20 protein-coding genes and 2 pseudogenes are annotated in these 22,863 nt (G+C 56.8%); 9 read left to right on the top strand and 13 right to left on the bottom strand.

Annotated elements, in window-relative coordinates; translation table 11 throughout:
* Positions 1-88: 88 nt before the first annotated feature.
* The 3 genes from CV102_RS22350 to CV102_RS27435 all read right to left on the bottom strand — a co-directional run bounded on the left by CV102_RS22350 (position 89) and on the right by CV102_RS27435 (position 3,169).
* Complete coding sequence (locus CV102_RS22350; RefSeq protein ID WP_187433078.1) at positions 89-1,174, bottom strand: DegT/DnrJ/EryC1/StrS family aminotransferase; 1,086 nt, start codon at positions 1,172-1,174, stop codon at positions 89-91.
* A 138-nt stretch (positions 1,175-1,312) separates the two neighbouring features.
* The gene (locus CV102_RS22345) at positions 1,313-1,534 is read right to left on the bottom strand and encodes a hypothetical protein (RefSeq protein WP_148860236.1); all 222 of its coding nucleotides are present in this window, start codon (positions 1,532-1,534) and stop codon (positions 1,313-1,315) included.
* Between the two features lie 1,095 nt (positions 1,535-2,629).
* Positions 2,630-3,169: a DUF7344 domain-containing protein gene (locus CV102_RS27435; protein WP_449289637.1), complete on the bottom strand. Its 540-nt coding sequence runs from the start codon at positions 3,167-3,169 to the stop codon at positions 2,630-2,632.
* A gap of 383 nt (positions 3,170-3,552) precedes the next feature.
* Here CV102_RS27435 and CV102_RS22340 point away from each other — a divergent pair, with 383 nt between their 5' ends.
* Positions 3,553-4,893 carry a glycosyltransferase family 2 protein gene (locus tag CV102_RS22340; protein ID WP_233710782.1) on the top strand — a complete coding sequence of 447 codons (1,341 nt, stop codon included), beginning with the start codon at positions 3,553-3,555 and terminating at the stop codon, positions 4,891-4,893.
* Between the two features lie 99 nt (positions 4,894-4,992).
* Here the strand turns inward: CV102_RS22340 and CV102_RS22335 are convergent, their stop codons facing one another.
* Complete coding sequence (locus CV102_RS22335) at positions 4,993-5,250, bottom strand: hypothetical protein (protein ID WP_148860235.1); 258 nt, start codon at positions 5,248-5,250, stop codon at positions 4,993-4,995.
* 1,053 nt (positions 5,251-6,303) lie between these two features.
* On the opposite strand from CV102_RS22335, the gene CV102_RS22330 reads away from it, so the two are divergent.
* A complete protein-coding gene (locus CV102_RS22330) occupies positions 6,304-6,789 on the top strand; it encodes a hypothetical protein (RefSeq protein WP_148860234.1) in 486 nt (161 codons plus the stop codon).
* A 125-nt stretch (positions 6,790-6,914) separates the two neighbouring features.
* Here CV102_RS22330 and CV102_RS22325 read toward each other — a convergent pair whose 3' ends face one another.
* From CV102_RS22325 to CV102_RS22315, 3 genes and pseudogenes are all read right to left on the bottom strand, one after another.
* Entirely contained in the window at positions 6,915-8,039 is a 1,125-nt protein-coding gene (locus CV102_RS22325) for a winged helix-turn-helix domain-containing protein (RefSeq protein WP_148860233.1), read from the bottom strand.
* A 1,104-nt stretch (positions 8,040-9,143) separates the two neighbouring features.
* A pseudogene (locus CV102_RS22320) lies at positions 9,144-9,755 on the bottom strand (IS6 family transposase).
* 180 nt (positions 9,756-9,935) lie between these two features.
* A complete protein-coding gene (locus CV102_RS22315; protein WP_148860232.1) occupies positions 9,936-10,187 on the bottom strand; it encodes a hypothetical protein in 252 nt (83 codons plus the stop codon).
* Between the two features lie 122 nt (positions 10,188-10,309).
* Here CV102_RS22315 and CV102_RS22310 point away from each other — a divergent pair.
* Positions 10,310-10,453 (top strand): annotated as a pseudogene (locus tag CV102_RS22310) (IS6 family transposase); the annotation flags it as partial.
* Positions 10,454-10,848: 395 nt separating this feature from the next.
* On the opposite strand, the gene CV102_RS22305 reads toward CV102_RS22310, so the two are convergent.
* Positions 10,849-11,679 (bottom strand): IS5 family transposase, encoded by an 831-nt coding sequence (locus CV102_RS22305; RefSeq protein WP_148860231.1) that lies wholly within the window; start codon positions 11,677-11,679, stop codon positions 10,849-10,851.
* Between the two features lie 398 nt (positions 11,680-12,077).
* Here CV102_RS22305 and CV102_RS27295 point away from each other — a divergent pair, with 398 nt between their 5' ends.
* Entirely contained in the window at positions 12,078-12,224 is a 147-nt protein-coding gene (locus CV102_RS27295; protein ID WP_394349518.1) for a HalOD1 output domain-containing protein, read from the top strand.
* A 281-nt stretch (positions 12,225-12,505) separates the two neighbouring features.
* Here the strand turns inward: CV102_RS27295 and CV102_RS22300 are convergent, their stop codons facing one another.
* Positions 12,506-13,126: a cupin domain-containing protein gene (locus CV102_RS22300; protein WP_148860230.1), complete on the bottom strand. Its 621-nt coding sequence runs from the start codon at positions 13,124-13,126 to the stop codon at positions 12,506-12,508.
* Between the two features lie 12 nt (positions 13,127-13,138).
* Positions 13,139-13,912, bottom strand: coding sequence for a methyltransferase domain-containing protein (locus CV102_RS22295; RefSeq protein ID WP_148860229.1), 774 nt, complete (start codon positions 13,910-13,912; stop codon positions 13,139-13,141).
* A gap of 487 nt (positions 13,913-14,399) precedes the next feature.
* Between CV102_RS22295 and CV102_RS22290 the strand changes: the two genes are divergently transcribed.
* From CV102_RS22290 to CV102_RS22280, 3 genes are all read left to right on the top strand, one after another.
* Positions 14,400-14,744 carry a DUF7853 family protein gene (locus tag CV102_RS22290; protein ID WP_148860228.1) on the top strand — a complete coding sequence of 115 codons (345 nt, stop codon included), beginning with the start codon at positions 14,400-14,402 and terminating at the stop codon, positions 14,742-14,744.
* Between the two features lie 312 nt (positions 14,745-15,056).
* The gene (locus CV102_RS22285; RefSeq protein WP_148860227.1) at positions 15,057-16,055 is read left to right on the top strand and encodes a sensor histidine kinase; all 999 of its coding nucleotides are present in this window, start codon (positions 15,057-15,059) and stop codon (positions 16,053-16,055) included.
* Between the two features lie 100 nt (positions 16,056-16,155).
* Positions 16,156-17,721, top strand: a complete 1,566-nt coding sequence (locus CV102_RS22280) for a bacterio-opsin activator domain-containing protein (RefSeq protein ID WP_148860226.1) — start codon at positions 16,156-16,158, stop codon at positions 17,719-17,721.
* Between the two features lies 1 nt (position 17,722).
* Here the strand turns inward: CV102_RS22280 and CV102_RS22275 are convergent, their stop codons facing one another.
* Positions 17,723-18,295 (bottom strand): response regulator, encoded by a 573-nt coding sequence (locus CV102_RS22275; RefSeq protein WP_148860225.1) that lies wholly within the window; start codon positions 18,293-18,295, stop codon positions 17,723-17,725.
* Between the two features lie 166 nt (positions 18,296-18,461).
* Between CV102_RS22275 and CV102_RS22270 the strand changes: the two genes are divergently transcribed.
* Positions 18,462-19,232 (top strand): methyltransferase domain-containing protein, encoded by a 771-nt coding sequence (locus CV102_RS22270; protein ID WP_148860224.1) that lies wholly within the window; start codon positions 18,462-18,464, stop codon positions 19,230-19,232.
* 247 nt (positions 19,233-19,479) lie between these two features.
* Positions 19,480-20,463 carry a helix-turn-helix transcriptional regulator gene (locus tag CV102_RS22265; RefSeq protein WP_306438867.1) on the top strand — a complete coding sequence of 328 codons (984 nt, stop codon included), beginning with the start codon at positions 19,480-19,482 and terminating at the stop codon, positions 20,461-20,463.
* Positions 20,464-20,562: 99 nt separating this feature from the next.
* Here the strand turns inward: CV102_RS22265 and CV102_RS27290 are convergent, their stop codons facing one another.
* Both CV102_RS27290 and CV102_RS22255 read right to left on the bottom strand, forming a co-directional pair.
* Positions 20,563-20,922 (bottom strand): thioredoxin family protein, encoded by a 360-nt coding sequence (locus CV102_RS27290; protein ID WP_148860223.1) that lies wholly within the window; start codon positions 20,920-20,922, stop codon positions 20,563-20,565.
* Positions 20,923-21,366: 444 nt separating this feature from the next.
* Positions 21,367-22,767 carry an ATP-binding protein gene (locus tag CV102_RS22255; protein ID WP_187433076.1) on the bottom strand — a complete coding sequence of 467 codons (1,401 nt, stop codon included), beginning with the start codon at positions 22,765-22,767 and terminating at the stop codon, positions 21,367-21,369.
* Between the last annotated feature and the right edge of the window lie 96 nt (positions 22,768-22,863).

Below are 22,863 nucleotides of genomic sequence, written 5' to 3'. Positions count from 1 at the left end.
GCGCATCGTTAGTCCTCGAGGCCAACATCGACGGTGATAGCCCTCACGGGTTCAGGTCGCTCGATCGGCGCACTACTTCGAGTTCGGTTCATTCGAGCGTCGCAAGACGATCGCAAATGCGGTCGATCTCCGCGTCTCGCAGCGTTGGTCCGGACGGGAGATTGAGCCCGCGGCGGTACCGGTCAGAGGCGACGGTGATCGTGCCACGCTTCGACTCCGCGTACGGCGGCTGGCGGTGTAACGGATAGAATAGCGGCCGCGTTTCGATGCCGTCGGCCTCGAGTACGTCGACGGCCAGATCACGGGTGTCCGGCGAATCGAACATGACCGTGTTCATCCAGAACACAGACGTGGCCCACGATCGCTCATCTGTCAGCGTCACGTCGTGGCTGGTAAGCCGATCCCGATACCGATTCGCGATCGCGCGTTTTCGCTCGACGATCTCGTCGATGCGTCCCAACTGGCCGACGCCGATCGCGGCGTGGACGTTCGACATCCGATAGTTGTACCCGATGACCGGGTGATAGTACGTCCGCTCTGTCGACATCCCGTCTCGATTGTACAGTCGCAGGCGTTCGGCGAGTTCGTCGTCGTCAGTCGTGACCATCCCTCCCTGTCCGGTCGTAATCATCTTGTTGCCGTAGAAGCTGAAACAGCCGACGTCGCCGATACTTCCGACGGTCCGGTTCCGATACTCGGCTCCGTGAGCTTCCGCGCAGTCCTCGATCACGAGTGCGTCGTACTCTCGGGCAATCTCGACGAGTCGGTCCATCTGGCAGGGATGGCCGTACAGGTGTACGGGCAGGATCGCCGCGGTTTCGGACGAGACGACGTCACGAACGCGCTCCGGCTGGAGTGTCAGCGTCTCCGGATCGACGTCTGCGAAGACGGGGTCCGCGCCCGCGTATCGCACTGCGTTCGCGCAGGCGATCCACGTGAGGTCGGGCACGATCACCTCGTCCCCCATCTCGATATCCGCTGCGACTAGCGCGAGGTGGAGCGCCGCCGTGCCGCTGGACGTCGCTATCGCATGTTCGGTGCCGACGAACTCGGCGAACGATCGTTCGAACTCCTCAATGAAGTCGCCGACAGGCGAGACCCAGCCGCTGCTGACGGCACGGGTCACCAGCTCACGTTCGCGCTCGCCGAGCCAGGGTTCGTAGGCCGGGATCACATGTTCCGCGCGGTCGGGGTCGTCGGAAGTGATGTCTATTGACGCGGTAGCAGAGTGCTTATAGGTTGTGCAGCCGATGTCGTTCCCTCTGGCTTCTAGTCGGCGCTCCAGTCGTTAGCTATGGGCAACCGGATCGGTCTACGAGACGAGGAAGCTGAGCAGGTAGAGCCCAAACGTGAGAACGAGCGGGGTGATGGCGGCGATAGTCGTTATTCGGATCGCTCCGTAATCATCTGGTGCGGCGTCAAGCAAGTTCAGGTACGCCAGCAGAACGACGGCAGCGAGGGCGGTGAACAGACCGCCCAGCTCCAGTACGTCGGGCGAAGCGCCCGCGAACTCTCCGATTGCGATCAGTCCCATACGTCTCGTTCGTCGTTCTCCTCGAAATAGCTTTTTCTAGGCTCTAGAACCGTCAACTACTCCCCTGGTCGTGAAACGCTAGGTGTAACTCGCTGTAACTGTCGATGAAGGCAGATCAATGGTATACCAAGCATTAGGTTGTTTTATAATATCTCATAATTGAGTGCCCGAAAAGTAGATTGGACTATTATATGTTCCAGTGTCTCGGGTTTTCAGTACATTGGCCGCTGCTTACTTTTCCGTTGTCCACACAACTAGGAGCACACTCCGAGACGGCATTTCGAGCACAGTTATTGGGATTACAGAGGATTTCGCTGGTTTCATCTGCCACGGCGACTATCTGGTTTCCTTGAAGTTGGCCAACTCCCACACAGAATATTTCGTCCCGGTCATACGGCCCCGTATCGAAGGAGTCAGAATAACAATCGAATCCATTGTCAGTACTAGTTGCCGTGTGAACCGTAACAGTACCCTGCGAGCCGCGAACGCATACCTGTGAACACCCGCAGAAACGCACTTCGTCCATGTGAGCGCTGACGCTGCCGGTCATCGCGATCGTTCCGACGGTCCCAACTCCAGTTGCTTTCAAGACTGTCCGCCGCGGGATCGAATGTGTGGATTTCTCGCCCATAGTCCAGATAATTGGCTAACTCCAAGGCACATATGTATTCGATTCTTGTTCAGCTATAATTGTATATTGGATCGCTGCTGCATCATTCTCCCAGTAGAACAAAGAATAAGGCACCAATATTCATCTTTGGGTGAATTAATAAATTTCCAATCAGTCCACCGTTCTCGACCGTGAGAAACGGCTAGTGTGATGAGATGCAACGATTCGCTCTTGCCTCAGAACAGTAACAGAAGTCTTTACCGGAGAGAATGTTTGGATTTTCCGCTCAGTTGCTCGACGACTTGGCAACGAGTAGTCAGGTTCGATGAGGATGAGACGATACTCGCGTGCACTTTTCTATCAGTCAACGACCCCTGGTATCGGGTTCGGTTAAGTCATTCTCTCTCATCGGATTTGTCCGGCTCTCCATCTACAGTCGAGTGCCATGTGTGGATCGGATAATATACTCTCCACTAACCCGTCTATTATGTATGAATATCAAAAAATATAAATATTGAAGATGTAATGAATACAGCAGAAATAGACAGCATAAACAAGTACGACCAGGAAATGTGTTCGATTATAGGTATATTTAACCAAACTGCTATTCCACCGAGGAAACACAAGACAGCTAATCTAAAATATGTCCAGTGAGGTTGCGCTTTTTTCGCGGAGACTGTTTGGAGATAGGTGTAGATGTCGTCAGCACATTCGTTTAGCTCGGCTTTTCCCCGTGTCTGATTATAAGTGATCACACCAGTATCGTGTAATTTTGGTAAATGAGACTGACGAAGTGAGGTGTATACGCTCTTCCGAGCGTTATAATTCACCTCGTCGAGGGTCAAACCGGTCTCGCGAATCGCAACGTAATCAACGAGTTCTCTGAGGTCTGCGGTCCCGTCTTCTGTTTGTTCTAAGTATTCCAGAACATATCGACGACGATCATTGCTTAGTATCTCAAATATACTTGTGCGTGAAATACTCTCTCCTGAACGGTCGTCGCTATGAATTATTTCTGAGTCCATTTACCCGGCCTTCTATTATCTGCTTGATATACTACTTTCCAGTCATTCTTAGGGTTTCTCCTAGACAAAGGCGATCGCTTCCGATGAGGTTTTGCAACTCAATCTGATTTCTCGTGTGTGCCCTCAGGCGAGGCTAGTACGTTTGTTAGAACTCTGGCTTGGCGTCATATATAGAAAATGAAGATTGTATATCTAAACTGATAATTCAGATATTATAAGTTGTTCTGATGATAGTAATTCTCGGTTTGCTATCCGTCGACCACGTGAACTCCGGAGGAAAAATGCCACTATTTTTAATATGTTATAGATGATAGATACCATCGTGTTATTACATAACATTGGCCATGCCCCTCATAGGGGGTATGGGGCGATATCCACTGTCAGTGCGGGACGCACAAATCAAGTGTGTCTCATGCAATGCACCGGGTGCCGTTACAATCGACGATCGCCATGTGTGCGTGGAGTGTGGTGAGGTGATCCTACAGACAAATCGGTCGCCGAAGTCTGCGGACGGGGGAACAAAGAGCCTCAATCCGGCACACTCGGCTGCCGGTACCCTCGAGCACGATTCGTCGGTCGGAAGACTACTTCAGGCAGACAGCGATGAACAGCCGTATCTCAGTTTCGTCCTGCCGACCAAAAACGAAGAGAGGGGGGTCCAGAAATGCCTCACGAAAATACGATCGGTCGTTGAGGACCTAGAGATACTAGCCGAAGTGATCGTCAGCGATAGCTCGAGCGATCGGACGCCAGAGATAGCCCAACAGATGGGCGCGATCGTCGTCGAACCGAACGAACTCGGCTACGGGGCGGCATACCAGTACGGGTTCGAACACGTCCGTGGCGACATCATCGTGATGGGCGATGCGGACACAACGTACGATTTCGGGGATCTGCCGAAGTTGCTCGAACCGGTCGAAAACGACCGCGCGGACATGGTTCTCGGGAGTCGACTCGAAGGAGAGATCGAACCCGATGCGATGCCGCCGCTTCACAAGTACATCGGGAATCCGGTGTTGACCCGATTCCTGAACATCTTCTATAATGCAGACGTCAGTGACGCCCACAGCGGATTCCGCGTGTTTACGAGAGAGGCACTCGAGTCACTCGAGTTGCAAAGTCCCGGAATGGAGTTCGCCAGCGAAATGGTCATGAACGCAGCCACGCAGGGACTTCGCATCGAGGAGGTGCCCATCACCTACCATGAACGGGAAGGCGAGGCCGAACTTGACAGTTTCCGCGACGGATGGCGCCATGTGAAGTTCATGCTCATGAACTGTCCATCCTATCTCTATGCCATCCCCGGCCTCATCTCACTCGGATTCGGACTTTTACTCATGGGACTTTCGTTTTTCAATATTCAACCCGGGCCGGTCATGTTCGGGACGCACACGATGATCGCGGGAAGTCTGCTTACGATACTCGGGTATCAGGTTAGTTCTCTCACGTTGTTTAGCGCCGCGACGACCGATCCGGTCAGAAAGCCGAACGATCGAATTTCGCGGGCGATTGAATCACGATTCCAGCTCGAGTACGGGGCTTCCTTCGGATTGCTCCTCTTCGGACTCGGTGCGGTGTACGCCGGCTACCTATTCTTAGAGTGGATCGCGAGCGGGTTCTCCGCCGTTCCGTTCGTGCCGGCGAATCTCCTAGCCGTGACGGCGATCATCCTCGGCCTAGAGACCATCTTCCACTCGTTCTATCTGAGCACCTGCCTAGACTGAGGGACATCCGCAACTGAATTAACTGGTTTTCTCGGCTGGGTCACGATATTACTCGAGTCTAACTCGACAAGTCCGTACGGGTTCGTCTCAACGGCTGCATCAGTTTCGAACCCGGCCCGAGGCGTCGTCGAGAACACTGTACTGGCTACCCTTGCACGGCAACGTCGATCCGCCCCGCGCCAAGACGATTTCCATCGAGTACGTAAGTCCGATTCCGGTTTCGACGATCGGATAAGGTGGATACACGCCACTTCTGTCGATGAGATCGAGCGCGAGGTGACTCGCGATGAAGAACACGCTGAGGCTGCTGTAGGTGATCTCTCTCCGCCACGTGTATTCCGTTGCGAGCAGGGTCACGCAAACCGGAACCAGTGAAACGAACGAATGGAATAGGCCCGGTATACCCAGGAATTTATTGAAGTCGGGGAACAGACCAACGAACCCAATGACTAGGACCACTTCCGTTCGAATAGCTCCGTGCAGAGGACACACACGATCGTGAGCGGAAGGAAAACGTGCAACAGGCCATCCATGCAGTTACGTTCCCTGGTAGCGATCAGTTCACAATCTACTCTTGCAAATAGCCGAGCGATTTGACTCGTTACTCGGTTTCCGCTTCATCGACTGGCCCTACCTCCTCGTCGTCGAGTTCCTGTCCAGTGTAGTAGATGGCCACCTAGGACTGGATACTACTCCTTCTTAACAAAACAGATATATGAACTGGAATGGTATATGGTAACGTATGAGATTCCCGAATTGGCGCTGTGATCAGTGTGGCGAACGATTATACACAACCAAAAACGGACTCAACTGGTGTCCGAACTGTGCGCAGCGTTTCCTTCCTCACGAGAGATGATCTTCCTTCCGCTGACCGCAGGAAAGCTTTGCCCCCCATCGGATAAATAGCCTACGTCATCAGCGATCGGCCGTTCAGTTCTGCTATAGTAACAACTGCGACGATTTACACACTGATCGCACAACCGTCCTGCGATCAGGTGTGCATTGACTTACAGTGGCTACTATAGGTGCCATCGATACTGACCAACGAACTGGCATCTGTCTCGGAGCACCTATACCCCTCTCACGATCGAGCGTTAGCATCATCGAATGTGAGTACGACAATCCGCTTCAGCCTCACCGAGAGAACGGTGCCTAGCCCACCTGAGCGGAGGAGGGCGGATAAATTGACCCAGAGATTAAGTGGCCTCGTGTTAAGGCACTGATTGTCTCTGTTGACCGTGTCATCGACGGTGGATTTCACGGAACTACGCCGGTTGAAATCGTTTCACTACTCGAGGGTCATTAGTCGTCTTACTTCTCGATATCGGACGGCGTACAGTGAGATGGAATAGCCAAATCAGTCATGAAAAATCATATAATAACTGTGGATGAATCCTTTAGCGAGTAACCATGGGTGGACAGCACATAGTAGATGACCGTTCAAGAAGCGGTTTAGATATCTCAACAGGGATACTCACTGGCATGATCGGGGGAGGAGTCTTCGGCGTTGTCCTTCACACTCTAGGGGAAATAACTGTTGTCAGTTACCTCGTCGGAACGAGAGCGGAACCGCTCGCCTGGATACTTCTGTTGGTCATCGGAATATTGGGGGCAATAACGTACTATCTGACCATCAGGCGGTTCGTCCTGCTGGAGTTTCTCGCCGCCGAGCCGCGGACCGGTGCCGCTCTCGGACTCGCATTCGGTATACTTCTCTGGTTCGCCGCGATTATCATAGTCCCTGTATGGATCGTCTTTTACGGAATCACGTCAACGATCCCGTATGTCCATATCCCGAGTCTAGTGGGCTTAGTCGTATACGGGATGATCGTCGGTGGTCTGACCCCACTTATCGCGAAACATATTGACAGTGAAAAGAAAAAGGTATCCGGATAGACCTCCAGAAAATTGGCGGCAATGGTCAATCGTGGCACCGGACGAGAAAAGAGGAGGGCAAAACGAACGTAGCGACAGTAATCAACTGGCCTCGAAAGACTCGGATTGAGTTCGACTCACTCACATCAGCTGTTAACTACATCCTCTAAGAGTTGCAACTCCTCGTCTTCGGTGATCTGGTCGGATTTGAAGCAGGCATGGATGACTTTGTGGGCAAGTTCGGTGTCACCTAGTGTGGACGTTGAGGTAGGATCTCTGTCGAGGCTTTGTTCGAGAGCCTCGATTCGGTCGGTCAGTTCGTTAACTTGAGCGCTCAGGTCGGTACACTGCGGGCTATCCGATTCGTCGTCCACTTCCACGCCAACAGTCTCGTTTATGTCGGTAGGATTTGTGTCTTCCATAGCATCCGATGTAGCGGTATTATCTGTGAATTTATTTGCTTTATCTGCAACATTCACCTCCTTCTCCGCGGAGTCTTCACTACTATCACTCAGTTGATCGAATACGTGGTCCACGAACGTTTGGCGATTGGACCAGTCGAATCCGTCGATCGAGTTTACGCGCTGGTTGATTGTCGCGCTAGTGACACCGAGTTCGTCCGCGAGCTCCGCCTGGGTTGCTGTTGGACGATTTTGGATCGCCCGCAGCGTTTCTCGTTGTTTCTCGGTGAGATCGGATACCTCGACGAGGAGTTGACCCTGATCCGGTTGTGATTCGTTGGTTTGCGTGTCTAAACCGTTGGTTATCTCGTGCGCGTTCATGGCCTTCTCTGAATCGGAATCGATCTCAGCATCCGGTTCGTCGGAATTTTCGGTCGACTGAGTTGCAGCGAAGTCGCTTTCTGTGGTACCCTCGGTCGCTGTCATCTCAGTCTCACCACTCGTCGACGAATCAGTGGTCATCGCCGTTTCATCGGTCTGTTCTGTCGATAAGTCGGTGGTCTCCGCTGGGATCTCACCAGGAATCGTTGTGGAAGCGGCTTCGTCATCGCTTTCGTCTTCCTCTTCCATCGGCTCACTCGTCTTCTCGTCACCGTCATCTTCCTCTTTAGCACCCGGATCACCGTACTCATCGAGAACGCGCTCAACGAGGTCGGTAGTCGCGAAGCTAATATCCTCTGCGAGCTCCTCCATCGACGCATCGGGGCGTTCTGCCGCAGCGTCGAGGATTTTCTTGTGCAAGACGGCGCGTGGCACCGTTGTTTCTTGTTCGATACGCCCGTCGGCGATCGTACCCCCAGACTCACTCATTGGTCTCCTCCATGAGGTTCGCTAGCATCCACCTATCAGATCTTGCCTCTTATACATTTTTCAAAAAGAAGATACTGACTCTTGGTCCGAGCGGTCTCTGCTGGGATAGAAGTACGATGTTCCGTTCTCAGAAGTAATTTTTAACGGTTTTTGTTACCAGTATTTTCCCCATCTTCCGTAGTGAGAGTGTCTTCCCCGAATTTCGGCAATCATTCGTTTGATACTGCCATTTCCTTTAGATAGGTATGAATATAGGGTCTTCCAAACGTTATCTAGTCCAAGGGTCAGTCACTAGAAACGGTCCGACGCTGATGCTCAATTATGAACCGTCTGGAAGGGGATTCTCTCGCCAGTACTAGGACCACCGGCCTATCGGTTCTCGTAATCGCTCGGGCAAATACCACCCGCCGATCAAATCACCATCTAATGTGATCACAGCTACTCTGATCAGCTATCACTATCGATTCACGATGATTACTCACCAAAAAAATTGAAGGGCAACGAGAGAATCGCTTTAGCTCCCTTTGGCGAATGCAATTTTTCAGAGAGGATACCTCCGATAGAGCCTTAGTGTGGATCATTGAGTAATAATATAAGGATTGTAGTTCTAGAAACTCTGGTTCCGTACTCGTCCGTTGATATGACTTTGTTAAGACGGTTTCCCTATCCCAGAGAGCGGGTCGATCAGCACCGATTCCGTCGTTTGTCAGACGATTAAATTCCGTATTTTATTATGCAACAATTACTTCAAAATTAACCTTTCCGGGTTGCAGCTGCCTGCCAATGGTTTAAATGTCTATTGCTTACACGGGGTTGTGCCGCGGTTTTTCTATTCGTATTGCTCTCACACAGGGATCTACAGACAGAGAGAGGCACCACACCCAGCTCAAGTGGCAGGCACTACTCATCCCTGAAGAGACACATAGAGTGAAATCAAAATAAACTGAAAGGGATAATTTACATCTGTACTACTGTAATAGGATGCTCGGCGATATTACACATATATTGATAGTTAACAGATGGAACTGTCGAGTTTAGCACCTCCGCCATCTCCTATCCGCTTAGTGACTACTAGGATCAATATGTGTTGTAGTAGTGTACTATCTATCCAAGGTCTTCTCTGACGCTCGCCCGATACTCACCTATGAATTCTGGAAGCGGTCAGTGCGCACTCAAAGGTATGAAACCATTTTTCGATCAGTTTTGTTCGACGTAGTCGAGCCGACTTCTCAACCCCACTCGAGAGAGGGCAGTCAGATAGCTGTAGCCATCGACGAGAAACACCGTATCGGCGAGATCGTGTTTCTCGGTGAATCTGTGAAGGAAAGCAGCGGCTGGATCAATGCCTCGGCGGCCAAAGACTGCGACGTCGAGAATCAGCTTTGACTCAACATGTATTGCAATACATACCCAAGACCAGTTCCAGTTGATCTTGGCAGCAGTCTTATCAATTCCGTCCTACGACGGCGTCGCCGTCCTCAGAACGCGAAGCGTTCTGATTGGCCGCACGAGAATTCCGTTCTCGTGGATGCCGGCGAGGTTGGAACGCTGTCAGCCAGCCGATGTACCCAGTTACAGATTGCTTGATGAGAGCGTTCAACGCCAGTTAAGTGAAGAATCGCTTGTGTCTCTCAAGTGTACAACCGTCCGCTCGCGTTGCCAAGATACACCAAATTCCGCCGCATAGTCCTCGCTGAGCAGGTCTGCGAGTAGCATGGCCAAACTAGCTCTCCGACCTGCTCGCTTCTCAAGCCGCCTTAACTAGATGGTGCAGTCTATCGGTTTGACTCATCTATTCACGGTTGAAGTAGCACCAGCCACTGACCGTGAATGAATCAGTTGTTAGTCGGACGCGATTGCCAATCCAGCAGTCGTCGATAGTCAGTTGAGGCACCGTCAGTTTCCAGATCCGGGGGAACGAAGTTCCCGCGCGCGAACCGAAAGTGTCGTTCCGTCGTCAAGCCGGACATCAATAATCCAATCGTCGCAAGGATTGCCCGTCAGTTCGCTGAGGTTGTTAGCCGTCACGTTCGTCACGGTTCCTTGTTTTCCGTGGTGCCGGTGGCTGCGATCATTGGGGTGAGGGATCACCATTTCGATCCGATCGCCCCCCGTGAAGGGCGGCGTTGACTTATCGTCTGACCCCATCAGTCTACCTCCGTGGTCATGGACGACATTTGTTAATATTGTACTCCTCGGATTGGGTCAACATAATAGCGCTGTCTAGTTAAGCCAGTTTGAGAAGTAAGCAGATCGTGAATTTGAGTTGGATACTCGCAGACCTGCTTAGCGAGGGCTATAAGGCGGATTTAGAAGAACCTTGGGAGAACAAGCGGACCAGTTGTTCGCTTCGGGAGACAATAACGACACTCGCTGAATTAGGCGTTGAACGATCTCATGGGGTCGTCTGGGACTGAATAAACCTCATTTCTGATATGATTTCAGACCCACCGATGGCGACGCTGTCGCGGGCGAAATTGGTGAGACCGCTGCCAAATCATCAGCAACGGATCAGCGATTTATACAAACACTATTACAAATAACGTGTTGAATAGAGTGCTTTGTAGGATCACTAGACTGCGGCGACTTCGGGGCAATTGGCTGTGATTGGTTGCGGTGTGATTCGGATGAATCTTAGCCAGATGCTGGTGGCGGGGTGAGCAGATTACTGCAAAAACAAGAGACTGCGGTAGATTCCGGATACTAGTTCAGTGGTTGACTATTCTCCACCGATATTGGGCCAATCACAGCGACGTCTAGCGATCATACAGTATAGTGGGGCTTGTTTAGACGCATAAGATCAGTGGTGTTAGAGCCTCACAGCTTGCTCGATGTTTCTGACGGCGGCCTTTAGGACGAGTTCTCTGAACTGGCCAAACCACGTTCTGGCTCGCAACGTCTCGCCGAACCGATGTTTCAGGGCGAAGAAAATCGCTTCAACGATTGACCGGCGGTGATACACGTTCTCGTCGTGGCGAGCGTTGTGCGCTTTGTCAAGTGCGTAGAACTCACGATGTTTGATCACTGGGCGAATGCCAGCATTCCTGAGTTCGTGCCGCAGCGCGTCCCAGTCGTAGCTTTTGTCGGCAGTGATCGTGGTCAGCTGTGCGAGATTTCTCGTGAGTACCTGCCGTCCAACTTGTGTGTCATGCGGCTGTTTCATCGAACAATGAATGTCGATGATGACGCTGGTCTCGCAATTGACGAGCGCTGTCGTCTTGATATCGTCAAAGTTGTAGCCAACGCGAAGAACGTAGTGACGGCTGGCTTGATGGCGTTTGAAGCCAGTTGCGTCGATCGCCTGCACGTCACCGAGTTCGTGCAGTGAGACAGACAGCCGAAGTAACACCCGCCAGATCCGCATTTTGAGATCTTGTTTCCGCGTGCAGACGGTGGTGAAATTCGGCAGCTGATCCACCGCAAGATCGAGTTTCGCGACAATTCTGGGCATCTCGTACAGAATGTCGAGCAACCGGCGGTACGGCTGGTTCAGGTACTCTCGAAGGCAGTGGATCGAGACGATCACCCAGTCAGCGTACCCGCCGTCACTTTTCCTGATCGCCGGTGCTGGCTCGCCAGTGACAGCGTTTTGGGACAAATCGACACATCGGTCGGTAAATTGGGCGAGTTGAGACGGCATACTCGCCGCTTCCTCACTCAACTCCACATAATCCCGGTCGAGACGGCAACTGAGCGGCGTCTAAACATGGCCCGCGCTCTGTATTCAGCAGAAACTGAGTTTCCTACTTATATTCTGTTAGAAGATGCCTGCTGAATATAGAGCATTAGTGTAGCACGACACCACCGTTTGTTTCACGACGAAAGCAGTGAACCATCCGCTCACTACACGTGCAATCGACCGCCTCAGTTACATTTTCAAACTCGGCATTTATCCGGTTACATCCACTGTCCTCGATAATGACGCTTGAAAATTCGGAGCAGCCTTTGCTGGTGGAATACGACATTCCGGAGGCCGAATCTGTGAGTATGGCGGCGGTCCATGCTGTAAGTTCACTAAAGGAGTGTGAACCGTAGGAGGTGATTCCATTGTACGAGACGATAGATCCAGAAATGCTGGATGAACTGTGTGAGTCACAGCAAAATGGAACAGTCAAATTCGTCTACAGCGACTTTCATATTACTGTCGAGGAAAATGAATATCTTCTACTGCAACCATCAGATTAAGAATCACTGTCAAATCGGTCAGCAGAGTTTGCAGATTAGTTCTCATCCTGTGCCACATTCGCACTCTCTATCTTGCACGCCTCGCTCAACCTTGACCTCAAGTGTCACAAACAGCGTGCAATATCCAAAGGCTACAGCAACACGAATCGGATCAATAACGAAATTCGTGTCTGCTTCATGGATAAACCGCGTACAGTGGTTTCATCAAGCGAGTCCGGAACACGGAACGTGCCGTGGGTTCAGCGACGAGTTGCGAGGATACTAAATATGGAACTAAAGAGTCAGCAGTCTACTGGTTCGACCCACTCCGTCGCCGGCTCGCCGTCGGGGACGCCGATGTACATCGCGTACCCGCCGGCCTCCTCGGTGTCGCTCGCGTTGGTCGCGACGTGGACGTTGCCCATCCCGCGCGCGACGAACGCCTCGCCCGCCGTGTAAGTGCGGACGACGCAGTCGTCCTCGTTGAGAAGCTCCACCTCGCCCTCCGTGATGAGGACGATGACTGAGCCCGGATGCGTGTGCCAGCCGGTCCGTCCGCCCGGCTCCCAGGCGATCTCCGCGAGAACCGCGGTCTCGCCGTCCGGCAGCGAGGCCTCCTGGGTCCCCATCTCGCCCTCGGCGTACGTGATCGTCGTGTCCAGGGCCACGTCGTCCTTGAACACCACGTGCTGGGCGAGCAACTCGGCGCCGTATCCTTCCGGCTCGTCGACCTCTGGTTCTTCGCTTTCCGGTTTGTCCTCGGGCTTGTCATCAGGTTTGCCGGTCCCTTCTTCGTTTTCGTCCTCGTGTTCGTCGATGGCGGTCGCCGAGCCGCTCAGTGCGAACGCGCCTGCTGCGACCGTGCTCGCTTTCAGGACTGTTCTGCGCAATATGCTGTCTGTATGTTCGGTTTTGTCAGTCATCGTGTCACTCTTTTAGTCGTTTTTCTGAGCACTCACCGAAATGCTCTTCACGCCGTACTTCTGACACGCGTTTGCAGCCTGGTCAGAGATGAACTCGTACTCTGTGTTCTCCCGAACCGCCGTGAGGTCGAAGCCGGCAGCTTCGATGAGCGACGTGTAGCTATCGACCTGTTCGGCCCCACCGATACAGGCGGCCCAGAGATCCGCATCGGCTTTGATGCTCTCGGGCAGTTGCTGTTCGCTGATGATATCCGAGAGGGCGAGCCGCCCGCCCGGCCGCAACACTCGATGTGCCTCCTCGAACACTCGGTCTTTCTCTGCCGAGAGATTGATCACGCCGTTCGAGATTACGGCGTCGAACGAGTCGTCCTCGAACGGGAGGTCCTCGATGTAGCCCTGGCGGAAGCTGACGTTGTGAAAGCCATTGGCCGCGGCGAGGTCGTTGGCCTTCTCGACCTGCTCGGGGGTCATATCCATACCCGTAACCGACCCGGTCTCGGTTACGGCCATCGCGGCATAGAAGGCATCCATCCCGGAGCCGCTGCCGAGATCGAGCACGTCCTCGCGCGGTTCGAGCTCCGCCATCTCGAAGTAGTACCCGACGCCGGCGAACGAGTCGATCGCCTCGTCCGGAACGTAAGTGAGGGTGTCCGGATCGTAGCCGAGGCGCTCGGCGAGCTCACGGCCCGTCTCGAAGTGGAACTCCGCGTCGGCAGACTCTGCGACGTCTTGGTACATCGACTTGACCTCGCGTTCGAGCCTGTCCGTATCGAGGGATTCACTCATTGCTGCTCACCGGTTAGTCGTCGCCTATGACGTCGGTGGAGTCGTTTAAGGGCTATACCGTCCGAACTGTATTGTTCGTCCATCATTTGTTGTCGCCTGCACGCATTCCTTTGGCGTCGGGAGTAGAGAAGCTAATTCGTGCCTGATCAGCAACCCTAGACGGGACGCCACCCGCTGTCGTACCGGCGACCCCAGACTTTATAAGCGGTTGCAGGTCGGTGCGCTGAGCGTTGCGACGCTGGGCCGAGACACCGTCGAGTACCTGTAGCGCATCCGTTGGTGTGGAGCCGAATCGTCCCATCCTGTTCCGGTCCAGGTTTCCCCCCGCGGGAGGCGGCCCGAGACTCCGACGTATCTGAGCCGACGGAAGGCTCGGTCGTCCACACCCGTCTCGATTCCTAGCCACCGTGTCGAAAGGTCCGGTGAAGGTGACTAGCTGCCGATTCCAGGGATCAAGCCGTCTTCTATACTGCTGAGAGGCAGATCCATGACCCGCACCACATCCTCCCTGCAGACGGCGACGCTGGATGCGTCGCTCGCCGAACAGTGGACGCTCCACCACGTGCTGCTCGACCGGCTGGACCGGGAGCGCGCCGAGGACACACCGGCCCCGCTCTCGCCCCGCCTGGTTGAGGTGTCCCACGCGTTCGAGACACTCGATGCCGGCGAACGGCGTTTCACGACCGCACAGCTCGAGGTGATCCAATCTCTCCTCGCCGAATATGCAGTCTCGAAGCGGTGGGCAGACGACCGCGAACGGCTCGAGCGGCTTCAGGACCACATCGACGATTTGCTCGCCCAGCAGCATTCGGCCGGAACCGTCGCAGACTGAGACGGATGATCGTAATCAGTTCCGGCAGATCCCCGGATATCGGACGTTTTAGCAGCCGACACGGAGATTCGTGAAAAGCCCGTCGGTGGACACCCAAAGCGAGCATGTATAGAGGGACGCTTTCACGTATGTATTTCGCTCATAGCGCGATGGCGTCGGTAGGGAGCGCGTTGTCCCTCGCGTGCCAGTCCGCTCTCGGGTCGCTCGGCCCGGAACGAGGTAGATCTAGAATGCTAGATTCCTCGATCAGTGGGTTCAGTCTAGTATGCGTGATACCTAACTCTTAGGACGACCGCCCGAACTCTCGCCGTGATGTCGTCCGCCGACAACGACGGGCTGGCGCTCCTCGAGGGCTTCCCGGACCCAGTGATTCGATACGAAAAGACCGACGAGGGTCGGATAGTCCAGTGGGCGAACGACCGGGCGACGGCCCTCTTCGGGTCGGTGGCGGCCGAAGGCCAACCCCTAACAGCGACCATCGAGTCCTTCGAGGTGCTGACTGAGACGGAGCCGCTCGTCGGCCCAGAAGGAGAGGTGGTGGCGGAGTACGAGACAGCGGCCGCCACCAAGACGTTTCGCATCCGGTGGGCGAGCGACGGCACGAACGAGCCCGCGACGGGGGTAGTGGTGTTCACAGACGTGACGGCGGCCGTCGCGAAAGGCCGGGACGACCAGACGGACGCGCCATCGGATCCGACCGTCGAACAGGTCGTGCACGTCCTTTCCCACGACCTCCGCAACCCGCTCGAGGTGGCGGAGCTCCGCCTCGAGGCCGCCCGCGAGACCGGCGAGGCGGTCCACTTCGAGAAGGTCACACTGGCCCTCGACCGCATTGAAGCGCTCATCGAGGACCTTCGAACCATCGCCAAGGGAGATGTCATCGTGACGTCGACAGCACCGGTGGCACTGGAGGAGGTCGCCCGCAACGCGTGGTCGACGGTCCAGACCGGCCCGGCGAGCCTCGAGGTAGACGGTGCGGTGACCATCGAAGCTGACGAGGACCGTCTCCGACAGGCGCTCGAGAACGCCTTCAGAAATAGCGTCGAGCACGCGGGCGAGGGTGTCACCGTCCGGGTGGGTCCGATCTCGGACGGCGACGGATTCTACGTCGCCGACGACGGCCCGGGCATCCCCTCGGACCGCCGCGACACCGTGTTCGAACCCGGCGTCTCGGCACGTGAGGGCGGTACGGGCCTCGGATTGACGATCATCGATCGAATCGCGACGGCCCATGGCTGGTCAATCACGATCGCGGACGCCGCGGACGGCGGGCTGCGCCTCGAGTTTCGGGAGGGAACCGTGCATGACTGAGCCAGCACAGGCGATCGGACCGCACCGGTCGGCGCAACTAGCTGGAGTGTTGGCCCGCCGAGCGCCCTACAACTAAGATGATCGTACGCTAGTGTGTCCCATGGACGACCGATTCGACCACCTTTCGGAGGGCGTGCTGACGCTCGACACCTCGGGGTCGATCACTGAGGCCAACGCCCCCGCCGCGCGGCTGCTAGGGCGAGAGCCGGAGGACCTGTGCCGCGTCTCCATCGAGGACGCACTCCCCGAAGCAGCCCAGCCGCAGGTCGCCTCTGCTGCCGAGTGGGTCGAGGGGGAGGTGGCGTTCGTGGAGTACTTCCCGGCGCTCGATCGCTGGCTGGCGGTCAGATCGGTCCAGACTGACCACGGCCCGACGGTCTACCTCGACGACGTCACCGACCGGGAGCGCCAGCGCCGCGACCTCGAGACGCGGCGAGCGGAGGTCCGGACGCTTGCCCAGATCGTCGCGACCATCAGCGACGTCCTCACCGAATTGGTCCACGCGAGCTCTCGAGAGGAGATCGAGCTGACGCTCTGCGATCATCTCCACGCTGCAGACCTGTACCGGTTCGTCTGGATCGCCGAACCCGACGTCGGTGAGGAATCGATCGTCATCCGCGCGAGTGCCGGCGACGACGACGTGCTTGAGCAGCTCCGCGACGGATTCGGCGGTGAACCGCCCTCTCCGGAGCAACGCGCGCTCGAGACCAGCGAGGTTCAGCTGGTTACCAGCCTGGCCGATGCCGGGACCGTCCCGAAGCCGATCCAGCGAGCGGCCTTCGCCCAGGGCCTCTACTCCTGCGTCGCCGTCCCGCTCACGTACGGCTCGACCGTCTACGGCGTCCTCGGGATCTACACCGACCGGCAAGACACCCTCACCGATCGCGAGCAGGGGAGCTATGCGGCGTTGGGCCGCGTTACGGGCTTCGCCATTCACGCCACGCGCCAGCGTCGCCTCGTCCTCTCGGACACCGTCGTCGAGGTCACCTACCGGATCACCGATCCGACTGCGCCGCTGGCCGCCGCTTCGAGCGCACTCGGTGAGCCACTCACCGTCGACGGCGTTGTTCCCGTCGGCGAGGGCGAGCTGTTGGTGTACGTCTCACTGACTGACGCCACGGCCGGCAACCTGGTCGCACACCTCGAGCCGGAGACGCCCGCACGACCTATCCGGGGCGAGGGGAGCGATCTGGTGGAGATCCGCCTCGTCGACGGGAGCCCGCTGACAGTCCTGGCCGACCTCGGGACGAGCCTCCGCGCCGCCACGTTTGACGCCGGGACCGCCGAGGTGGTCGTCGAGATGGCCCCTGAGACTGACCTCAGGAAGTTCAACCGACGACTTGAAGAGGTGTTCGACACTGTCGAACTGGCGAGCAAGCGGGAACAGGAGCGGTCGATCGAAACAGCGGGTGAGTTCCGCCGCACGCTCCGCAACCGCCTCACCGACCGGCAGCTGACTGTCCTCAGGACGGCGTACCTCGCGGACTACTTCGAGTCCCCACGGGGCAGCACCTCCGAGCAGGTTGCCGAGTCACTCGACATCACCAGCCCGACGTTCCTCCATCACCTTCGGGCCGCCGAGCGAAAGCTTCTGGCGGCGTTCTTCGAGGACCTTGACCAAAACCGCCATCTCGTCGGGGCGGCCGACGACGCCGAGGAAACCTGAGCTACTGCTGTTCGCGCTTGATCGCCCGGAACTCCTCGACGACCCGGTCAAAGTCGGCCAACAGCCCCCGGAGGTCGGCTTCGAGCGCTTCCGCTGTGGCTTCCGTCGCCTGATAGTCCGGGTGGTCCACGAGCGCGTCTTGGGGCACCGCTGCCGAGAGCACTGCGCGCTTGGACTCTAGCCGGAAGAATTCGCTCAGCTTCTCGAACGCGAGAACGCGGAGCTGATTATCGATGGCGGCGACGAGGTCCTCGCTGCCCACTGGCTTGCAGAGGTAGTCGTCGAATGGCATCTCGAGAATATCCAACTCGGGGTCGACCGCGGTCACCATCACGATGTAACACTCCGTCCCTCGCTCGCGTACTCGCCGAAGGACCTCGTCGCCGGAGACGTCGGGCATGAACCGGTCGAGGAGGACGACGTCAGTGTCGTCGTCGATCACGGCCAGCGCCTCCTCGCCGCCGTAGACCGTGACCACGTTGTAGCGGTCCTGGAGCCGGAGCGCATAGGCGTCCGCGACCTCCTTCTCGTCGTCGACCACGACGACGGTTGCCTCGGACTGATCTGCGAGCATTTATATCTGGAGCCGTATCTTAATTATTCGCCCATTTCCTGCGTACATAATTGCCGGCAGCCAGCAGGACGACACCGGCTAGCCGGCATTATAGTGTTCATTGTTACCAATCACCATAGACTTTTCTACACGGCGGTGAAAACAGTTGAAGTAGGGAGGCCGCTCCATGACAGATCTATTCAATGAGGCCGAGCTCGAACACAAGGTCAAAGGGGTCTACCGGGATGTGGCGGAACGTCCGGGCGGCGACTTCCACTTCGAGATGGGCCGCGACCTCGCCGAACAGCTCGGTTATTCGCCGTCGGACCTCGACGCCATTCCTGTGCGAGCTGTGGAATCTTTCGCCGGCGTCGGTTACCACTTCGATCTCGCAGCCTTAGAGGAGGGCGACGATGTCCTCGATCTGGGCTCGGGCTCGGGGACCGACGTCTTCGTCGCTGGGATCCACGTCGGCGAGTCGGGGAGCGTGACGGGCCTCGACATGACCGAGGAACAACTCGAGAAGGCGCGGACACTCCGAGACGAGGCCGACATATCGAACGTCCGGTTCGAGCAGGGGAAAATCGAGAATCTCCCGTTCGAGGACGACTCGTACGACGTCGTCATCTCCAACGGGGTCATCAACCTGTCCCCGGCGAAGCCACGCGTCTTCGAGGAGGTAAGCCGCGTGCTCCGAGGCGACGGCCGGTTTGCCATCTCCGACATCAACAGCGAGTCGGAGATGCCCGAGAGTATCAAGGCCGACCCGGACATGTGGGCCGCTTGCGTCGGCGGCGCCTGTCCAACCGACTACTACACGCGCCACCTCGAGAAACTCGGCTTCACAGACGTTACCATCCGAGAGAACCCGGAATACGAATTCATCTCCGAGCAGGCCAAGAACGCCTGCGAGAAGTACGGCATCAGAAGCGTTTCGCTCCTAGCACACAAGGCCTGATCAGTTAGACCGTTCCGGGTCCGGCTTTATATCTAGAGGCACGGGCCACGGCTATTGCTAGCGACCGCACCGAAGGGTGATCGGTGCGTCGGTAGAACTGGATGGACCGGCCCCATCCGTGAACGACAATGCAGACAACATGGAACGATAACCGATGGTGCGACACGGAGCCTTCGACGCGGGGGGACGATCAGCTCCCCCGACGGTCGATGGAACCAAATCCAAACGCTCGACACACTAGCCACCCATGACGGACGATGACACGGTGGCCTCCGATGATGGTGGATTGTTGCTCCGGCCCGCCAGAAGCAGGACTGACCTTCAGTTGGCGGCGGAAAGCGTTCCCGACGATGACGCCGACGAGAACGACACGTCTGACGATCATCACCTGACCGGTAGGGAACGCACTACGGGCGAGTTCAGGAATCTTGACGTTGATCTGTCAGAACCGTCTACGGGGATCGATGACGTGGCGTTCCTCACACGATCGCCGCATCGGGTCGTCGCGCTGGAGGCACTCAGCGACGCCCCACAGGATCGGGACGATCTCCGGGCAGTCACCGGTTCGTCGTCCTCGACGGTCCGGCGATTGCTTCGTGAGTTCGAGGACCGTAATTGGGTCGAGCGGACCGGCCACCACTACCAGGCGACCCAGCTGGGTGCCTTCGTCGCGCGTGCCATGACGGCGGTCATCGACCGGATCGAAACTGAGCGGCGGTTCCGGGAGATTTGGGAACACGCCCCTGGCGAGGACGACGGCTTCACGATCGATATGTGCATAGATGCGACCGTGACAGTTGCCGAGCCCACCAACCCGTACTGCACGATCGACCGGTTCAGATCGCTCCTCAAAGCGGCGAGTGAGTTCAGGTTCGTCGGGCCACAGGTCGCCCTCGTAGAACCCTGTCTGGATGAGCTGCGCAACCACCTCGACGACGGGCTTGACCTCCGGGTGATCGACCAACCGGAGAGAGCAGAGTCCTTCTTGCGGTCGCACCCGGAGTACACCGCACTGCTCCTCGAGGGAGACGACCCGCCGGTCTTGGTCCACGATGACCTGCCCACGTACGGGATTGTGATCTCCGACGACCGCGTCGCGATCTGTTGCTGCGATGGTGACACCGGCACTGTCCAAGCCGTGATCGACACCGACGCACCAGCGGCCAGGCAGTGGGCCGAATCGGCCTACGAACGCTATCTACACGAGGCGTCTCCCCTCGACCTTGAGTGACACGAGACGGAGCCCGAGACGCCTCGATTCTCGTCGTGTGAGGACGAGCGTGTCACAGAACGTTTCGCACAGGATGATGTTCGTCCTGATTGAGTCGAATCACCTGATCGCTGACCGTGCGTATCTCCTGATCAATTCGCGGAGATCCCGTTCTGACGGCACCCCGATAATCCGCTCGACTCGTTCTCCATTACTATACAGTTCTATCATCGGTACACTTCTTGCACGGTGCACAAAGGCGAGTTGCGGGTTCTTGTCTATGTCAACTTTTGCGACAGTGATCCCAGTGTCAGCAGCGATTGACTTTAACACGGAATCAAGCCGTTTACACGGTCCACATCTGTCGGCACAGAACTCCACGAGTACAAAGGGGTGGTCAGTGGTGATTTGCGTGAGGTCGTCCAAACCGTCCACGTAAACCGGCTTGACCGGGGTAGAAGCTTCACTTTGTGCCGTCATCTGAGGAGATCCGTTAGCTATGCTAAAATGAGCATATCCACTATATACGGGGATGGTAACTGCCCCGCGTACGGTGGCGCGGGGAACCCGTCTCGTTACCTATAGTGACAACTGAAACGAGTTACAAAACCGATCGCACAGCCGTCGTGCGATCGGGTGTGCATTGACTTTCTGTGGCTACTGTAGTTTGACTCCAGCTATCTGCACCGTCGTCGGCACTGAGCCTGAGCGGACGATGATCGTCCGGTGAAAATTCGCCATCGCCGCGGTTCAGTCCGAATACCGGAACAGACGAGGCTATTCCGGACTGCTAGTTGGTCCCCTCGACGGCTGGAATGCATGGATCTCGGATGGGGCAGTGGGGGCGATCGCCGATGCCAAGACGAACACGGGCGACTCGACGCATGGACCTCACTGGCCACCAGCCGGTAGCCTCATTGCGGTTCACTCCGTCGCGCGTCTGTCCTCGGCCGCGGTCATCTCGACAGTGACCACGCTCCCTCGGGGCTCGTTCGCCTCGAACGAGAGCGTTCCGCTAGAGACTTCCACAGCCCAGTGTGCCAGCCACAGCCCGAGGCCCTGTCCGTGTTCGAGGGGCGACTCCTCGCCTGCCTCGATGACGATCCGCTCGTGCTCGGGAATTCCCGGTCCGTTGTCGGCGACGGTGACGGTTGCCCGGTCGCCACGACGGTCAACGACTACCGTCACGGTTGGCTCCGCCGCGTCGTTGTGGACGCATGCGTTCTCTACTAACTCCCACAGACCTGCCTGCAACGACGTCGTCGCCTCGATGTCCAACACCTCCGGTCCCTCGTACTCGACCGTCACGTCCGGATACTCTTCGCGTGCGCGGCTGACTAGTCGCCGGCCGAGGGACGCGAGATCCTGTTCCGTGATCGTCCGGTGCTCCGGCTCGAGTGTCATCTGGATCTGCCGAGCGGTTTCGCTGAGGTCCGCCAGACGGTAACTCGTCTCGACGATGGTGTCGAGACACCGGTCGACCAGCTCGGGGTTACCCTCGATCCGCTCACAGGCGTGCTCCGCGTGCGTGATGACCGCGTTCAGCTCGTTGCGGATATTGTGTCTGAGAACACGGTTGAGCACCTGAAGCTGCTGGATCCGTCGCTGGCGCTCGGTGATGTCGTGGAAGAGGAGGAACCGGCCGACGTTCACACCATACCGCTCGTCGCGGAGTGGCGACGCCGTCACCTCGAACACCGCTTGGCCGTCGTCAAGGGTAACTTCGGTCGTCTCTCCCGGATAGAGGATGGCGACTGCGTCACCGTAGACGTCCGCGACCGGCGTTCCTATGATGTCCTCCCTGTCCCGACCGACAGCCTCGAGCGCTGCGGTGTTGACGTGGACGATGTCACCCTGGTTGTCGACCGCGACCACGCCGGTCTCGAGCATTGCGAGCGCGGAGGTGTGCGCGACCCGTGCGGCTGGCGGGATCGTCGCAAGAGTGTCGCGGACTTCCCGGACAGCGGCGATTCGACCGTCATCGACCTCCACGCGGATGAGTGTTTGGTGTCGCTTGGGTTTGCCCGACGGCTGGATGCCGCGGTACGGCGCGAGGTACTCGGTGACGCCTTCCCAGAGGGCCATTGCCTCCTCGGCTGACGCAAGGATCGAGACGATTTCGACATCGCGGATCGAGATGTGAGCGTGGAACTCCTCATAGCTCGCCTTCAGTTCGTCGACGCCCTCCGCGAGGTTACCATCAATAGTCGGGACCGGCTCGTCGAACGACTTGACGAAGAGGTCGTCGATCGCCTCGTGATTCTCGTCGACGAGGACTTCCTCAATGAACCGCCGCACGAGCGTTTCAGGGTCGTCCGTGGCCATATGTATCACCGGCCCACTGGGAGCAGTTCGAGGCCGTCTATCTAAATAACGATGGCCGAACCAAAACTGTTCTCCCGGTTTCGACGCCGATCCGAC

It is taken from the genome of Natronococcus pandeyae, assembly GCF_008122205.1.
GTDB lineage: Archaea > Halobacteriota > Halobacteria > Halobacteriales > Natrialbaceae > Natronococcus > Natronococcus pandeyae.
Note: the sequence above shows the minus strand (reverse complement) of the source record. Positions and strands in the feature narration are given on the sequence as shown.

What these genes read in the sequence shown, in the direction of transcription:
- CV102_RS22345 (WP_148860236.1), bottom strand. Translation starts at nt 1,534, where the DNA reads ATGGGACTGATCGCAATCGGAGAGTTCGCGGGCGCTTCGCCCGACGTA.
- CV102_RS27435 (WP_449289637.1), bottom strand. Translation starts at nt 3,169, where the DNA reads ATGGACTCAGAAATAATTCATAGCGACGACCGTTCAGGAGAGAGTATT.
- CV102_RS22330 (WP_148860234.1), top strand. Translation starts at nt 6,304, where the DNA reads ATGGGTGGACAGCACATAGTAGATGACCGTTCAAGAAGCGGTTTAGAT.
- CV102_RS22325 (WP_148860233.1), bottom strand. Translation starts at nt 8,039, where the DNA reads ATGAGTGAGTCTGGGGGTACGATCGCCGACGGGCGTATCGAACAAGAA.
- CV102_RS22315 (WP_148860232.1), bottom strand. Translation starts at nt 10,187, where the DNA reads ATGGGGTCAGACGATAAGTCAACGCCGCCCTTCACGGGGGGCGATCGG.
- CV102_RS22305 (WP_148860231.1), bottom strand. Translation starts at nt 11,679, where the DNA reads ATGCCGTCTCAACTCGCCCAATTTACCGACCGATGTGTCGATTTGTCC.
- CV102_RS22300 (WP_148860230.1), bottom strand. Translation starts at nt 13,126, where the DNA reads ATGACTGACAAAACCGAACATACAGACAGCATATTGCGCAGAACAGTC.
- CV102_RS22295 (WP_148860229.1), bottom strand. Translation starts at nt 13,912, where the DNA reads ATGAGTGAATCCCTCGATACGGACAGGCTCGAACGCGAGGTCAAGTCG.
- CV102_RS22290 (WP_148860228.1), top strand. Translation starts at nt 14,400, where the DNA reads ATGACCCGCACCACATCCTCCCTGCAGACGGCGACGCTGGATGCGTCG.
- CV102_RS22285 (WP_148860227.1), top strand. Translation starts at nt 15,057, where the DNA reads ATGTCGTCCGCCGACAACGACGGGCTGGCGCTCCTCGAGGGCTTCCCG.
- CV102_RS22280 (WP_148860226.1), top strand. Translation starts at nt 16,156, where the DNA reads ATGGACGACCGATTCGACCACCTTTCGGAGGGCGTGCTGACGCTCGAC.
- CV102_RS22275 (WP_148860225.1), bottom strand. Translation starts at nt 18,295, where the DNA reads ATGCTCGCAGATCAGTCCGAGGCAACCGTCGTCGTGGTCGACGACGAG.
- CV102_RS22270 (WP_148860224.1), top strand. Translation starts at nt 18,462, where the DNA reads ATGACAGATCTATTCAATGAGGCCGAGCTCGAACACAAGGTCAAAGGG.
- CV102_RS22265 (WP_306438867.1), top strand. Translation starts at nt 19,480, where the DNA reads ATGACGGACGATGACACGGTGGCCTCCGATGATGGTGGATTGTTGCTC.
- CV102_RS27290 (WP_148860223.1), bottom strand. Translation starts at nt 20,922, where the DNA reads ATGACGGCACAAAGTGAAGCTTCTACCCCGGTCAAGCCGGTTTACGTG.
- CV102_RS22255 (WP_187433076.1), bottom strand. Translation starts at nt 22,767, where the DNA reads ATGGCCACGGACGACCCTGAAACGCTCGTGCGGCGGTTCATTGAGGAA.